Source organism: Streptomyces sp. TSRI0107 (assembly GCF_001905845.1).
Taxonomy (GTDB): domain Bacteria; phylum Actinomycetota; class Actinomycetes; order Streptomycetales; family Streptomycetaceae; genus Streptomyces.
This window is the reverse complement of the sequence record NZ_LIVZ01000003.1, coordinates 267,765-284,312: the sequence shown is the minus strand read 5'-3', so window position 1 is coordinate 284,312 and position 16,548 is coordinate 267,765. Positions and strand designations below refer to the sequence as shown.

The 16,548-nt window shown below is 75.7% G+C and carries 1 protein-coding gene; it reads left to right on the top strand.

Annotated features, from left to right (window positions below):
• The first annotated feature begins 73 nt into the window (after positions 1-73).
• A complete protein-coding gene (locus AMK31_RS39720; protein ID WP_073939709.1) occupies positions 74-16,495 on the top strand; it encodes a type I polyketide synthase in 16,422 nt (5,473 codons plus the stop codon).
• Positions 16,496-16,548: the final 53 nt, after the last annotated feature.

Sequence of the window (16,548 nt, the reverse complement as noted above, 5' to 3'; positions counted from 1 at the left end):
ATTCATCGACTACGGGGGACCAGGCATGGCTGAATCGCGTTCTTGGCGACAGGTGGACGACGATTCGCCGACGTTGCCATGGGTCGTATCCGCACCCACCGAGGACACGCTGCGCGCGCGGGCACACCAGCTGCGCGCCCACCTCGCCACCCGGCCCGAATGGGCCGCCGCCGACATCGGCCGCACCCTCCTCGCAGACACCGAGGGCACGAAGGGACCGCACCGGGCCGTGCTCATAGGCGCCGGCCGGACCGAACACGACCTCGGGCTGCGGGCGCTGGCGGACGGCACCGCCGCGCCCCACCTGGTCACCGGAAAGGCCCTCGACGGCACGGCGCCGGTCTTCCTGTTCCCCGGACAGGGCCCCCAGTGGCCCGAGATGGCCCGCGAACTCCGGCAGTCCTCGCCCGTCTTCCGGGACACCCTGACGGAATGCGCCGAGGCGCTGAAACCGCACGTCGACTGGTCCCTGGAAAGCGTCCTGACGAACGATCAGGACCCGGCCGTCTGGGCGCGGCCCGACGTCACCCAGCCCGCGCTCGTCGCCGTGATGATCTCCCTCGCCGCCCTGTGGCGCTCCGCCGGAGTCGAGCCCGGCGCGGTGGTCGGCCACAGCATGGGCGAGTTCGCCGCGGCCCACGTCGCCGGGGCGCTCTCCCTCCCCGACGCCCTGCACGCCGTCGCCGCCTTCAGCCGGGCACAGATGTCCCTGGTGGGCCACGGAGAGATGCTCTCCGTCCTGCTCCCCGCCGACCGGCTGCGCCCGCGACTGCACCCGTGGGGCGACCGGCTCGCCGTCGCAGGCGCCAACAGCCCGTCCTGGACCGTCGTCTCCGGCGACACCGAGGCCGTCACCGCCCTGCGTGCCGAACTCGTCGCCGAAGGCGTCCGCGCCCAGCTCATCCCCGTCGGCTACGCGGCCCACTCCCCGCAGATCGAGTCCGTACGCGACCGGCTCCTGACCGACCTCGCCCCCATCACCGGCGGCCCCGCCGCCATCCCCTTCTACTCGGGGCTCACCGGCGGCCGCTTCGACACCACCCGGCTCGGCGCCGAGTACTGGTACCGCATGGTGCGCGGCACCGTCCTGTTCGAGACCGCCGTCCGGGCCGCGCTCACCCAGCGGCCGACCGCCTTCGTCGAGATCAGCCCGCACCCCGTGCTCACCCTCGGCGTCCAGCAGACCCTGGACGACGCCGGCAGCGACGCCGCCGTCGTCGGCACCCTGCGGCGCGCCGAGGGCGGCCGCGCGCGCTTCCTGACCAGCATGGCCGAACTCCACGTGGCCGGCGGCTCCGTGGACTGGACCGGCGCCTTCGCGGGGACCGACCCCAGCCCCGTCGACATTCCCGCACCCGACCCCGGCACCCAAGAGGAACGGCAGCGCACGACCGCCGCCGCGGCCCGCTTCGCCGGACTGCCCGACAGCGAACTGCCGCGCGCCCTCACCGCCCTGGTGCGCACCGAACTCGCCGCGGTCCTCGACGACGAGGCCGCCGTCGCCGCCGGCTCCGGCCGCGCCTTCCGCGACCTCGGCATCGACTCCTCGGCCGCCGTGGCCCTGCGCAACCGGCTCGTCGCCGCCCTCGGCGTACGGCTGCCCGCCGCCGTGGTCTTCGACCACCCCACCCTCGACGCGCTGGTGCGACGGCTGCACAGCGCCGTCCGCGGCACCGACACCGAGCCGGCCGAGGAGCCGGTCGTGCCCGACACCGCCGCCGACGACGAGCCGATCGCCATCGTCGGCATGGCGTGCCGCCTCCCCGGCGGCGTCCACAGCCCCGACCAGCTGTGGGAGCTGCTGCTCGCCGGCGGCGACGCCATCACCGGCTTCCCCGTCAACCGCGGCTGGGACCTCGACAAGCTCTACCACCCGGACCCCGACCACCCCGGCACGTCGTACACCCGCGAAGGCGGATTCCTGCACGACGCCGACGAGTTCGACGCCGCCTTCTTCGGCATCCCGCCGCGCGAGGCGCTGGCCATGGACCCGCAGCAGCGGCTGCTGCTGGAGACCTCCTGGCGGGCCTTCGAGGCGGCCGGCATCGACCCGGGCCCCCTCAAGGGCAGCCGCACCGGTGTGTTCGTCGGCGCCATGACGCAGGACTACGGCCCCCGCATGCACCAGGCGCCGGACGGCGTCGAGGGCTTCCTGCTCACCGGCAACACCGCCAGCGTCGCCTCCGGCCGCATCGCCTACACCTACGGCTTCGAAGGCCCCGCCGTCACCGTCGACACCGCCTGCTCCTCGTCCCTGGTGGCCCTGCACCTGGCCGGGCAGGCGCTGCGGCAGGGCGACTGCTCCCTCGCCGTCGCCGGCGGCGTCACGATCATGCCCAACCCCGGCATGTTCGCCGAGTTCAGCCGTCAGCGCGGACTGGCCCCGGACGGCCGCTGCAAGCCGTTCGCCGAAGCCGCCGACGGCACCAGCTGGGCCGAGGGCGTCGGCCTGCTGATCGTGGAACGGCTCTCCGACGCCCGCCGCAACGGCCACCAGGTGCTCGCCGTGATCCGCGGTACCGCCGTCAACCAGGACGGCGCCAGCAACGGCCTGTCCGCCCCCAACGGCCCCTCCCAGCAGCGCGTCATCCGGCAGGCCCTCGCCAACGCGCGGCTCACCGCCGCGGACGTCGACGCCGTCGAGGCCCACGGCACCGGCACCCGGCTCGGCGACCCCATCGAGGCCGAGGCGCTGCTCGCCACCTACGGGCGCGCCCACACCGCCGAACAGCCGCTGCTGCTCGGCTCCCTGAAGTCCAACATCGGGCACACCCAGGCCGCCGCCGGAGTCGCCGGCGTCATCAAGATGGTGCTCGCGCTGCGCCACGGCCGGCTGCCCCGCACCCTCCACACGGACCGGCCGACCAGCCACGTCGACTGGTCGGCGGGACACGTCGAACTGCTCACCGACACGGTCGCCTGGCCCGACCGCGGACCCGTCCGGCGCGGCGCGGTCTCCGCCTTCGGCATCAGCGGCACCAACGCGCACGTGATCATCGAGTCGGAGCCGGTACCTGCTGACGCCGGCGTCGATGGCGATGTCGATTCCGGCGCCGCCTCCGTCTCCGGTGGCGACACCCCGCTGCTCTGGTCCCTGTCCGCCCGCTCCGAGGCCGCCCTGCGCGAGCAGGCCGCACGGCTGCGCGCCCGGCTCGAAGCCCGCCCCGGGCTGCGCACCGCCGACGTGGGCCACACCCTGGCCACCGGCCGGGCCCTGCTGCCGCACCGCGCGGTGCTCGTGGCCGCCGACCGGCAGGAGACGCTGACCGCGCTGACCGCGCTGGCCGAGGGCCGCGACGCACCCGGACTGGTCCGCGGCACCGCCGCCGTCGCCACCGACCGCGAGGCCGTCTTCGTCTTCCCCGGCCAGGGCTCCCAGTGGCCCGGCATGGCAGCCGAACTCCTCGACACCTCCCCGGTGTTCGCGCGGCGCGTCCAGGAGTGCGCCGACGCCCTCGCCCCGTACGTCGACTGGTCCGTGACCGACGTGCTGCGCGGCGCGCCCGGCGCGCCCGCCCTGGACCGCGACGACGTCGTCCAGCCCGCGTTGTTCGCGGTCATGGTCGCGCTGGCCGAGGTGTGGCGCGCCCACGGCGTGCGGCCCGCCGCCGTCGTCGGACACTCCCAGGGCGAGATCGCCGCCGCCTGCGTGGCCGGCGCCCTCTCCCTGCCCGACGCCGCCCGGATCGCGGCGCTGCGCAGCCAACTGCTGCTGGGCCTCGCCGGCACCGGCGGCATGGTCTCCCTCGCGCTGCCCGAGGAAGGCGCCCGCGAGCTGATCGCCGCCTGGTCGGGCCGGCTCACCGTCGCGGCCGTCAACGGGCCGTCCTCCACGGTCGTCGCCGGTGACCCGGCGGCCCTCGACGAACTCCTCGCCCGCTGCGCCGAGCACGACCTGCGGGCCCGCCGGGTGCCGATCGACTACCCGTCCCACACCGCCGGCGTCGAGGCGATCCGCGAGCGGATGCTGGCCGAGCTGGCCACGGTCACCCCGCGCGGCTGCGACGTGCCGTTCTACTCCACGGTGACCGGCACCCGCATCGACACCGACGGACTGGACGCCGCGTACTGGTACCGCAATCTGCGCCGGCCGGTCGAGTTCGAGCGCACCACACGTGCCCTGCTCGCCGACGGCCACCGCGTCTTCGTCGAGGCGAGCCCGCACCCGGTGCTCAGCGTCGGACTCGAGGAGACCTTCGCCGCCGCCGACGCCGACGACGCCCTGGTCGTCGGCACCCTGCGGCGCTTTGACGGCGGCCCCGCCCGGCTGCTGACCTCGCTGGCCGAGGCGCACGTGGCGGGCGTACCGGTGCGCTGGTCCGAGGCGTTCGCCGGCCGGGACGCGCGGCCCGTGCCGCTGCCCGGCCACCCCTTCCACCGTGAGCGGTACTGGCTGCTGCCGGGCGCCGCCGACCGGAACGTCGCCGCGGCGGGCCTGCTGGACGGCGACCACCCGCTGCTGATGGCCGCCGCCGAACTCCCCGACTCCGACGGGCTGCTGTTCACCGGTCGGCTGTCCCTGGACACCCACCCCTGGCTCGCCGACCACCAGGTCCTCGGGCAGGTCCTGGTGCCCGGCACGGCCTTCGTCGAGATGGCCCTGCACGCCGCGGCCGCCGCGGGCTGCGACCACGTCGCCGAACTGACCGTCGAGGCCCCGCTGGTCCTCCCCGAGCACGGCGGGACCCGCCTGCGCGTCGTGGTCGGCGCCCCCGACGCGACCGGGCACCGGCCGGTCGGCGTCCACTCGCGTGCCGAGCAGGACGACACCGACGCCCCCTGGACCCGGCACGCCACCGGCCTGCTGGGCACCGCGCCCGACACCCTCCCCGAACCGTCCGCGCCCTGGCCGCCGCAGGACGCGACCCCCCTCGCGCTGGACGGCTTCTACGGCGCGCTCGCCGATCTCGGGTACGCCTACGGGCCGGAGTTCCGCGGTCTGCGCGGCGCCTGGCGCCGGGACACCGGACGACACCCCGAGGTGTTCGCCGAGGTCGCCCTGGAAGGCGCGCAGCGCGGCGAGGCCGGCCGCTTCGGCATCCACCCCGCCCTGCTGGACGCCGCCCTGCACGCCGCGCTGCTCGACAGCGTCGGCGACGCCGCCGAGGCGTCCGGTACGGCCCCGCGGCTGCCGTTCGCGTTCAGCGGCGTCACCCTGCGCAGGACCGGCGCCGACACCCTCCGCATCCGTATCGCCTCCGGCGACCGCGCCGACGGCGGCGGGCTGACGGTCACCGCCACCGACCCGCTGGGCCACCCGGTGGCCACGATCGACTCGCTGGTGATGCGCCCGGTCGCGGCGGACCGGCTGCGCTCCGCCGCGACCCGCTCCCTCTACCAGGTGGACTGGGCGCCGACGGGAACCGCGACCCCGCGCCCGGCCCCCGCGTCCTGGGCCGTCCTCGGCCCCGTCGCGGACGGCCTGGGTGCCGCCCTCGCCGACGCCGGGGCGACCGTGGCGAGCCACGCCGGCCTGGCCGCCCTGCGGCAGAGCCTCGACTCGGGCGCCCCGGCCCCGGACGTCCTGCTCACCCCGCACACCGGCGCCGACACCGACCACGGACCCGCCGCCGCCCGCGCCGCCACCGCCGCCCTGCTGGCCCTGGTCCAGGACGTGCTGGCCGATCCCCGGCTCGCCGGCACCACTCTCGTGGTCACCACCCGCGGCGCGATCGGCACGCGCCCCGAGGAGCCCGTCACCGACCTCACGCACGCGCCCCTGTGGGGCCTGATCCGCTCCGCGCAGACCGAGCACCCCGGCCGGTTCGTCCTCGTCGACCTCGACACGGACCCCCGGTCCACCGCCGCGCTGCCCGGCGCCGTCGCCACCGGCGAACCCCAGTTGGCCCTGCGCGACGGCACGCTCCTCACCCCGCGGCTCACCGCCGCCCCGCCCGCCGCCACGGACCCCGAGACGCCCCTGCTCGACCCGGACGGCACGGTCCTGGTCACCGGCGCCACCGGCACCCTCGGACGGCTGGTCGCCCGCCACCTGGTCACCGAGCACGGCGCCCGGCACCTGCTGCTCACCGGCCGCCGCGGCCTCGACGCCCCCGGCATGCCCGGCTTCCGCGACGAACTCGGCGCCCTCGGCGCCGACGTCACCGTCGCCGCCTGCGACATCGCCGACCGCGACGCGCTCGCCGGCCTGCTCGCCCGCGTCCCGGCCGCGCACCCCCTCACGGCGGTCGTGCACACCGCGGGTCTGACCGACGACGGCGTCATCGAGGCCCTGACACCCGACCGCCTCGACCAGGTCATGCGCCCCAAGACGGACGGCGCGTGGCACCTCCACGAGCTGACCCGGGACGCGAATCTCGCCGCGTTCGTGCTCTTCTCCTCCGTCAACGGCCACCTCGGCGGCCCCGGCCAGGCCAACTACGCCGCCGCGAACACCTTCACCGACGCCCTCGCCCACACCCGCCGCGCCCAGGGCCTGCCCGCCACCGCGCCCGCGTGGGGACTGTGGGAGCAGGCCTCCGGCATGACCGGCGAACTCGCCGAGGCGGACCTGACCCGGATGGCCCGCTCCGGCATCCAGCCCATCCCCACCGAGCAGGGACTCGCCCTGTTCGACGCGGCCGTACGCCACGACCGCGCCCTGCTGGTGCCCGCCCGCCTGGACCTCGCCGGCCTCCGCGCCCAGGCCCCCGGCCGGCCCGTGCCCGCCCTGCTGCGGCACCTGGTGCGGCCCGCCGGCCCGGCGCGCCCCGCCGCCCCCGGCACCGGCGACGGCCCGGCGACCCTGGCCGGACGGCTCGCGGCACTGCCCGAGGCGGAACAGCACCGCACCCTGCTCACCCTGGTCCGCGAGCAGGTCGCCGCCGTCCTCGGCCACGGCTCGGCCGACGCCGTCGGAGCCGAGCAGGCCTTCAAGGACCTCGGCTACGACTCGCTGACCGCGATCGAACTCCGCAACCAGCTGGGCACGGCCGTCGGCCTGCGCCTGCCGCCCACCCTGGTGTTCGACCACCCCACCCCGCTCGCCGTCGCCCGCCACCTGCACGGCGAACTCCTGCGCGACCGGCGGCCCGAGACCGTGCCCGCCCGGCGCACCCCGGCGGCGGACCCGGACGAGCCGATCGCCATCGTCGGCATGGCCTGCCGCTACCCGGGCGGCGTCAACTCCCCCGAGGACCTGTGGCGGCTCGTCGTCTCCGAGCTGGAGGGCATCGGGGAGTTCCCCGCCGACCGCGGCTGGGACCTGGACGGCCTGTACCACCCGGACCCCGACCACCAGGGCACCTCGTACACCCGCTCCGGCGGATTCCTGTACGACGCCGGGCACTTCGACGCCGGACTGTTCGGCATCTCCCCGCGTGAGGCGCTGGCGATGGACCCGCAGCAGCGGCTGCTGCTGGAGACGTCCTGGGAGGTCTTCGAACGGGCGGGCCTCGACCCGACCGCCCTCAAGGGCAGCCGGACCGGCGTGTTCGCCGGCCTGATGTACCACGACTACGCCGCCCACTCCGCCGGACTCTCCGGCGAGGCCGAGGGCTACACCGTCACCGGCACCGCGGGCAGCGTCCTCTCCGGCCGCGTCGCCTACACCTTCGGCCTGGAGGGCCCCGCGGTCACCGTGGACACCGCCTGCTCCTCCTCGCTGGTCGCCCTGCACCTCGCCGCGCAGGCGCTGCGGCAGGGCGAGTGCGAACTGGCCCTGGCCGGCGGCGTCACCGTCATGGCGACGCCCTCCACCTTCGTGGAGTTCTCCCGGCAGCGCGGCCTCGCCCCCGACGGCCGCTGCAAGTCCTTCGCCAAGGACGCGGACGGCACCGGCTGGTCCGAGGGCGTCGGCGTCCTCCTCGTGGAGCGCCTGTCGGACGCCCGGCGCAACGGCCACCAGGTGCTCGCGGTGCTGCGCGGTTCGGCGGTCAACCAGGACGGCGCGTCCAACGGCCTCACCGCCCCCAACGGCCCCTCGCAGCAGCGGGTGATCCGCCAGGCCCTGGACAGCGCGGGCCTGACCGCCGCCGACGTCGACGCCGTCGAGGCACACGGCACCGGGACGCGGCTGGGCGACCCCATCGAGGTCCAGGCGCTGCTCGCCACCTACGGCCAGGACCGCGAACAGCCCTTGTGGCTGGGCTCGGTGAAGTCCAACATCGGACACACCCAGGCCGCCGCCGGTGTCGCCGGCGTGATCAAGATGGTGATGGCGATGCGGCACGGTGTGCTGCCGCGCACCCTCCACGTCGACGAGCCGACCCCGCAGGCCGACTGGTCCGCGGGCGCGGTGGAACTGCTCACCGAGACCCGCGACTGGCCCGTCCTCGACCGGCCCCGCCGGGCCGCCGTCTCCTCCTTCGGCATCGGCGGCACCAACGCCCACGCCGTCCTCGAACAGGCACCGCCCGCCGACGAACCCGCCGCCGCCCCGGCGCGCGTCACCACCCCGGTCCTGCCCTGGCTGCTGTCGGCGGCCACCGCGCAGGGACTCGCCGACCAGGCACGGCGCCTGCTCACCCGTGTCCGCGCCGCGGACGCCCCCGACCCGGCCGGCGTCGGCCTCACACTCGCCACCGCCCGCGCGGCGCTGGACCACCGGGCGGCCGTCGTCGCCGACGACCCGGACGCGTTCCTGACCGCCTTGACCGCCCTCGCCGAGGGCCGCGACACCGCCGGTGTGCTGCGCGGCGTCGCCGCCGAGCCGGGCAGGACGGCGTTCCTGTTCACGGGGCAGGGAGCGCAGCGGGTCGGGATGGGCCGTGAGCTGTATGCGGCGTTCCCGGTGTTCGCGGAGGCGTTCGACGCGGTGTGCGCCCGGTTCGACGCGGAGTTGGACCGGCCGCTGAAGCACGTGGTCTTCGAGGACGCGTCCGCGCTGGACCAGACGGTCTACACGCAGGCGGCGCTGTTCGCCCTCGAAGTGGCTCTGTTCCGGCTGCTGGAGTCCTGGGGGCTGACCCCGGACGTACTGCTCGGCCACTCGATCGGCGAGCTGGCCGCCGCGCACGTGGCGGGAGTCTGGTCCCTGGAGGACGCGTGCACGCTGGTCGCCGCGCGTGGCCGGCTGATGCAGGCACTGCCCGAGGGCGGCGCCATGGTGGCCGTCGAGGCGACCGAGAACGAGGTCACGGAAGCCCTCAGTGGCCTGAACACGGTGTCCGTCGCCGCTGTCAACGGACCGTCCTCACTGGTGATTTCCGGGGACGAGGACGTCGTACTGGAGATTGCCGCCCGTTTCGCCGAGCAGGGCCGCAAGACCAAGCGGCTGACGGTTTCACACGCATTCCATTCGCCGCGAATGGAACCGATGCTTGCGGAATTCCGTCGCGTCGCCGAGGGATTGTCCTATCAGGCGCCGCGCATTCCCGTCGTGTCGAATCTGACCGGCGCGGCCGTGGGCGCCGGGGAATTGTGCGGCCCGGAATACTGGGTGCGGCACGTCCGTGAGGCGGTGCGTTTCGCGGACGGTATGCGGACGCTCGACGAGCTGGGTGTGCGCACCCTCGTCGAACTCGGCCCCGGCGGTGTGCTGTCCGCGCTGGGCCAGGACGGCATCGACGGCGCGGAGTTCCTGCCCGCGCTGCGGTCCGACCACCCCGAGGCGCGCACCCTGATCGCCGCCGTCGCGCACGCCCACGTCCGCGGAGCCACCGTCGACTGGGCGGCCTTCTTCGCGGGACGCGGCGCACGCCCGGCGGAACTGCCGACGTACGCCTTCCAGCGGGACCGGTACTGGCCCGAGACCACCGCGCCCGCCGACGGCGCGGACCCGGCGGACGCCGCGTTCTGGGACGCCGTCGAACGGTCCGACGCGGCAGCGGTCGCCGAGGCACTGGAACTGGCCGAGGACGACCGGGCGTCGCTGTCGGCGGCGCTCCCGGCGCTGGCCTCCTGGCGCAGGCGGCACCGGACCCGGCACGTCGCCGACTCCTGGCGGTACCGCGTCACCTGGCAGCCCGTGGCGGACGGACCGGACCAGGTGCCGGCCGGCACCTGGCTGGCGGTGCTCCCGCAGGGCCTGGAGGACCACCCGTGGGTCGCCGCCACGCTCCCGGCGCTCACCGCGCGGGGCGCCCGCGTGCTGCCGCTCGTGGTCGACACCGCCACCTGCGAACGCGCCGCGCTCGCCGAAAGCGTCACCTCGGCGGTCGCCGAGACCGGCGGACCCATCGACGGAGTCGTCTCCCTGCTGGCCCTCGCCGACGCGCCGCACCCGCGGCAGCCGGCCGTGTCCCAGGGCCTCGCCGGCACCCTCGCCCTGGTGCAGGCGCTGGGCGACACCGGCACCACCGCGCCGCTGTGGTGCCTGACGACCGGCGCGGTCTCCGTGAGCCGCGCCGACCGCCCCGCCCACCCCGAGCAGGCCCAGATCTGGGGCCTCGGCCGGGTCGCCGCACTGGAGCACCCGGACCGCTGGGGCGGACTCGTCGACCTGCCCGAGACCCCCGACGAGCGGTCCCTGTCCCGGCTGACCGCCGTGCTGGCGGGCCCCGCCTCCGAGGACCAACTGGCGGTCCGCGCCTCGGGCGTGACCGTACGACGCCTCACCCGCGCCCCGCGCGAGAGCGCCGACGCGACGCCGTGGCAGCCCCGCGGCACGGTCCTGGTGACCGGCGGCACCGGCGCGCTGGGCGCCGAGGTCGCCCGCTGGCTCGCCCGCAACGGTGCCGAGCACCTGCTGCTCACCAGCCGGCGCGGCCCCGACGCCGAGGGCGCCGCCGAACTCCGCGCCGAACTGACCGCGCTCGGCGCCGACGTGACCGTCGCTTCCTGCGACGCGGCCGACCGCGATGCCCTCGCCGCCCTGCTCTCCGAGATGCCGGACGGACGTCCGCTGACCGCGGTGATCCACGCGGCCGGAGTGCTCGACGACGGCGTGCTGGACGGGCAGACGCCCGAGCGGTTCGCCCGGGTGCTGCGCCCCAAGGCGGACGCCGCCCGCAACCTGCACGAGCTGACGGCGGACCTCGACCTGACGGCGTTCGTGCTGTTCTCGTCGATCGCCGGCACGCTGGGCAACGCCGGGCAGGCCAACTACGCCGCCGCCAACGCCTACCTGGACGCCCTCGCCGAGCAGCGCTGGGCCGACGGCCTGCCCGCCACCACGATCGCCTGGGGTCCCTGGGCCGGGGCCGGCATGGCCGCCGCCGAGGACCCGGACGGCGACCGCCTGCGCCGCCTCGGCCTCGCGCCGATGGACCGGGAGACCGCTGTCGAGGCCATGCGCCGGACCGTCCAGGGCGGCGCGGCGGTGACCGCCGTGGCCGACATCGACTGGGCCCGGTTCGCCGAGGTGTTCGCCGCGCAGCGCCCGAGCGCCCTGCTGAGCGACCTGCCCGAGGCCCGCGACCACCTGACCGGCAGCGGCGGGACGGACACCGGCCAGGGCGACGAGTGGCGGCAGCGGATCGCCGCGCTGCCCGCCGACGAACGCGAGAGCGCCCTGCTGGACCTGGTCCGCGAGCAGGTCGCCCTCGTCCTCGGACACGCCTCGCCGGCGGCCGTCCCGGCCGACAAGGCGTTCAAGGACACCGGCTTCGACTCGCTGGCAGCGGTCCAGCTGCGCAACCGGCTCGGCCAGGTCACGGGGCTGAGCCTGCCCGCGACCCTGGTCTTCGACCACCCGACCCCGACCGCCCTGGCCCGCTTCCTGGACGCGGAGTCGGCCGGTTCCGCGACCGCCGAGTACCTGCCGCAGACCGCCGTCGCCGGTGCCGACACGGAACCGATCGCCATCGTCGCCATGTCCTGCCGTTTCCCCGGCGGCGTGGCCTCCCCGGAGGAGCTGTGGCGGCTCGTCGCCGACGGCGCCGACGCCATCTCCGGCTTCCCCACCGACCGCGGCTGGGACCTGGACGGGCTGTACCACCCGGACCCCGACCACCAGGGCACCTCGTACACCCGCTCCGGCGGATTCCTGCACGACGTCGCCGACTTCGACGCCGGGTTCTTCGGCATCAGCCCGCGTGAGGCGCTGGCGATGGACCCGCAGCAGCGGCTGCTGCTGGAGACGTCCTGGGAGGTCTTCGAGCGGGCGGGCATCGACCCGACCGCTCTCAAGGGCAGCCAGACCGGCGTCTTCGCCGGCATCAGCAACCAGGACTACAGCGCCCTGTCCGGCGCCTCCGAGGACGCCGCCGAGGGCTACATCGGCATCGGCAGCGCGGGCAGCGTCCTGTCCGGCCGCGTCGCCTACACCTTCGGCTTCGAGGGCCCCGCCGTCACCGTGGACACCGCCTGCTCCTCCTCGCTGGTCGCCCTGCACCTCGCCGCGCAGGCACTGCGGCAGGGCGAGTGCTCCATGGCGCTGGCCGGCGGCGTGACCGTCCTGTCCACGCCGGGGCTGTTCATCGAGTTCTCCCGCCAGCGCGGGCTCTCCCCGGACGGCCGCTGCAAGGCCTTCGCGGCCGAAGCAGACGGGACTGGCTGGGGTGAGGGTGTGGGCATGCTGCTGGTGGAGCGGCTGTCGGACGCCCGCCGCAACGGGCATCCTGTGCTGGCGGTGCTGCGGGGCAGTGCGGTCAATCAGGACGGTGCGTCGAACGGTCTGACGGCGCCGAACGGTCCGTCGCAGCAGCGGGTGATCCGTCAGGCGCTCGCCAACGCGCGGCTGACGACGGCGGATGTGGACGTCGTGGAGGCGCACGGTACGGGTACGACGCTGGGTGATCCGATCGAGGCGCAGGCGCTGCTCGCCACGTACGGCCAGGACCGGTCGGAGGACCGGCCGTTGTGGCTGGCCTCGGTGAAGTCGAACATCGGGCACACGCAGGCCGCCGCGGGTGTCGCGGGCGTCATCAAGATGGTGATGGCGATGCGCCACGGTGAACTGCCGCGCACGCTGCACGTGGACGAGCCGTCCCCGCACGTCGACTGGTCCTCCGGCGCCGTCGCGCTGCTGACGGAGAACAGGGCGTGGCCCGAGGCCGACCGGCCCCGCCGCGCGGGCGTCTCCTCCTTCGGCGTCAGCGGCACAAACGCCCACGTCATCGTCGAGCAGGCCCCCGAACCGGCCGCACCCGGCGACGACCAGCCGGAGCCGGCCCCGCAGGACCGGCCCACCGCCTGGCTGCTGTCCGCCGCCGACGACACGGCGCTGCGCGAGCAGGCCGCCCGCCTGCTGGAGCGGATCGGCACCGGCCCGGCCCCCGCCGTCACCGACGTGGCGCACGCCCTGCACACCGGCAGGGCCGCCCTCGACCACCGGGCGGCGGTCGTGGCCGACCGGCACGAGGACTTCCTGGACGGGCTGCGCGCCCTCGCCGACGGCGGCACCGCCCCGAACCTGGTCCGCGGCACCGCGGGCCCCGGCGGCAAGGTCGTCTTCGTCTTCCCCGGCCAGGGCGCCCAGTGGGCCGGCATGGCCCGCGAACTCATGGCCGCCTCGGACGTGTTCCGCGAGCAGCTGCTCGCCTGCGAGGAGGCGCTGGCGCCGTTCGTCGACTGGTCCCTCATGGACGTCCTCGGCGAAACCGAGGGCGCGCCCTCCCTGGAACGGGTGGACGTGGTCCAGCCGGTGCTGTTCGCGGTGATGGTGTCGCTCGCCGCGCTGTGGCGCTCCTGCGGTGTGCACCCCGACGCCGTCATCGGACACTCCCAGGGCGAGATCGCCGCCGCCCACGTGGCCGGCGCGCTCACCCTGGAGGACGCCGCACGCGTCGTGGCGCTGCGCAGCCGCGCCCTGGTGGCGCTGGCCGGGCGCGGCGGCATGATGTCCGTCGCGCTGCCCGAGGCGGACCTCGGACTGTGGCTGGCACCCTGGGGCGACCGGCTCGCCGTCGCCGCGCTCAACGGACCCGGCTCCGTCGTGCTCGCCGGCGACCCCGAGGCCCTGGACGGGCTGCACGCCGAACTGACCGCCGCCGACATCCGGGCCCGCCGCATCCCCGTCGACTACGCCTCGCACAGCCCCCAGGTCGAGGCGATCCACGCCGAACTGCTGGAACTGCTGGCCCCGGTCGCGCCGGTCGCATCGCGGGTGCCGTTCCACTCCACGGTGACCGGCGAGCGCGTCGACACCACCGGCCTGGACGCGGCGTACTGGTACACCAACCTGCGGCAGACCGTGCAGTTCGCCCCGACCACCCGCGCCCTGCTCGACTCCGGGCACCGCGTGTTCATCGAGATGAGCCCGCACCCGGTGCTCGGCATGGCCCTCCAGGAAACCCTCGACGAGGGCGACGAGCCCGTGACCGACGGCACCGTGGTCGGCTCGCTCCGCCGCGACCAGGGCGGCCTGGACCGCTTCCTCACCTCGCTCGCCGAGGCCCACGTCCGCGGCACCGCGGTCGACTGGCCGGCCGTGCTCGGCGGCCCCGCCCGGCAGCGGGTGGACCTGCCGACGTACGCCTTCCAGCGGGAACGTTTCTGGCCCACCCCGGCCGCCGTACCGGCCCGCGCGGCCGACCCGACGGAGGCCCGCTTCTGGGAGGCGGTCGAACAGCAGGACCTCGCCGCGCTCGCCGACGCGCTGCGCGTCGGGGACACGGACGAGGACCGCTCCGCCCTCGGCGCCGTCCTGCCCGTCCTGTCGTCCTGGCGACGCCGGCGCCAGGAACGCACCACCGTCGACGGCTGGCGCTACCGGATCGACTGGCAGCGTCTGCCCGAACCGTCCCGGCCGGCCCTCACCGGCACCTGGCTGCTGCTCGTGCCGCCGGGCGAGCAGGCCCGGCACACCGCCGACGCCCTCGCCGGCCTGGCGTCCCGCACCGTCCCGGTGACCGTCACCGGGGCCGACGGGGACCGCGCGGCGCTCGCCGCACGCCTGCGGGACGCGCTGCCCGAGGACGGCCCGGTCGACGGCGTGCTGTCACTGCTCGCCCTCGACCAGACCACCCACCCGCACCACCCCGAGCTGCCGCTCGGCCAGGTCCTCACCCTGTCCCTGATCCAGGCCCTCGGCGACCTGGGGATCGACGCGCCGCTGTGGTGCGCCACCCGCGGCGCCGTCCAGGCGGACCCGTCCGACCCGGTCGCCGCCCCGCTCCAGGCCCTCACCTGGGGCCTGGGCCGCGTCATGGGCCTGGAACACCCCAAGCGCTGGGGCGGTCTCGTGGACCTGCCCGACACGCTCGACGAGCGGGCCCGCACCCGGCTGCGCGGCATCCTGGCCGACCCGGGCGACGAGGACCAGCTCGCGCTGCGCGCCACCGGCGTCCACGCCTGCCGGCTCGTCCCGGCCACCGCCGCCGCAGGCGGCCGCCCCTGGCAGCCGTCCGGGACCGTGCTCGTCACCGGCGGCACCGGCGCCCTCGGCAGCCAGGTCGCCCGCCGGCTGGCCCGCACCGGCGCCGACCACGTCGTCCTGGTCAGCCGCGCCGGACGGGCCGCCCCGGACGCCGAGGCGCTGGAGAGCGAACTGACCGGACTCGGCTGCCGGGTCACCGTGGCAGCCTGCGACGTCACCGACCGCACGGCCATGGCCGCGCTGCTCGCCGACGTCGAACGCGACCACCCGCTCACGGCCGTATTCCACACCGCGGGCGTCAACCGCCTGTCCACCCTGGACGAACTCGACCTGGCCGAGCTGGCCGTGGTGGTCGGCGCCAAGGTCCGCGGCGCCGCCGTCCTCGACGACCTCCTCCACGACCGCCCCCTCGACGCGTTCGTGCTGTTCTCCTCCATCGCCGGAGTCTGGGGCAGCGCCGAACACGCCGCCTACTCGGCCGCCAACGCCTACCTCGACGCGCTCGCCGGCCACCGCCGGGCACGCGGACTCGCCGCCACCTCCGTCGCCTGGGGCCCGTGGGCCGAACGCGGCATGGTCGCCGACCACGTCGCCGAAGGCACCCTGGACCGGCGCGGACTGCCGCTGCTGCCGCCCAAGCTGGCCATCGAGGCACTCCAGCAGCTCCTCGACCAGGACGAGACCTGCCCGGTCGTCGCGGACGTCGACTGGGAACGGTTCGCCGCGGCCTTCACCGCGGCCCGCCCCAGCCCGCTGCTCGGCGGCATCCCCGAGGTACGCGCCCTGCTCGCCGCGGACAGCGCACCCGGCGGCGACGAGGACGGCACCAGCCCGCTGCTGCGGCGCCTCACCGGGCTCACCGCCGCCCAGCGCAAGCGGGCCCTGGTCGACCTGGTCCGCGACCTCGTCGCGACCGTGCTGGGCCGCGGCGACGCCCAAGCCGTCGACGTGAACCGGCCGTTCAAGGACGTCGGCTTCGACTCGCTGACCGCGGTGGAACTCCGCAACCGGCTCAACGAGGCCACCGGCCTGCGGCTCCCGGTCACCGCCGTCTTCGACCATCCGACCCCGACGGTGCTCGCGGAGTTCCTGCGCGACCAGCTCCTCGGCACGGAGACCGAACCCGACACGCCCGAGGAGCCGGCGGACGAGGCGGAGACCAGACGCGTCCTCACCTCCATCCCGCTCGCCCGCCTCCGGGAAGCCGGACTGCTGGACGCCCTGCTGGAGCTGGCGGACGGCGCCGAGACCCCCGAGGAGACGGCGCCGGAGGCGGCCGAGGACCCGGCCGACGCGATCGATCTGATGGACGTCGAGGGGCTCATCCAGCTGGCGCTCGACACCCCCGACTCTTGATGACGCTCGAAGTGTGAAGGCAAGGACATGACTGCATCCACCGACAAGGTCGT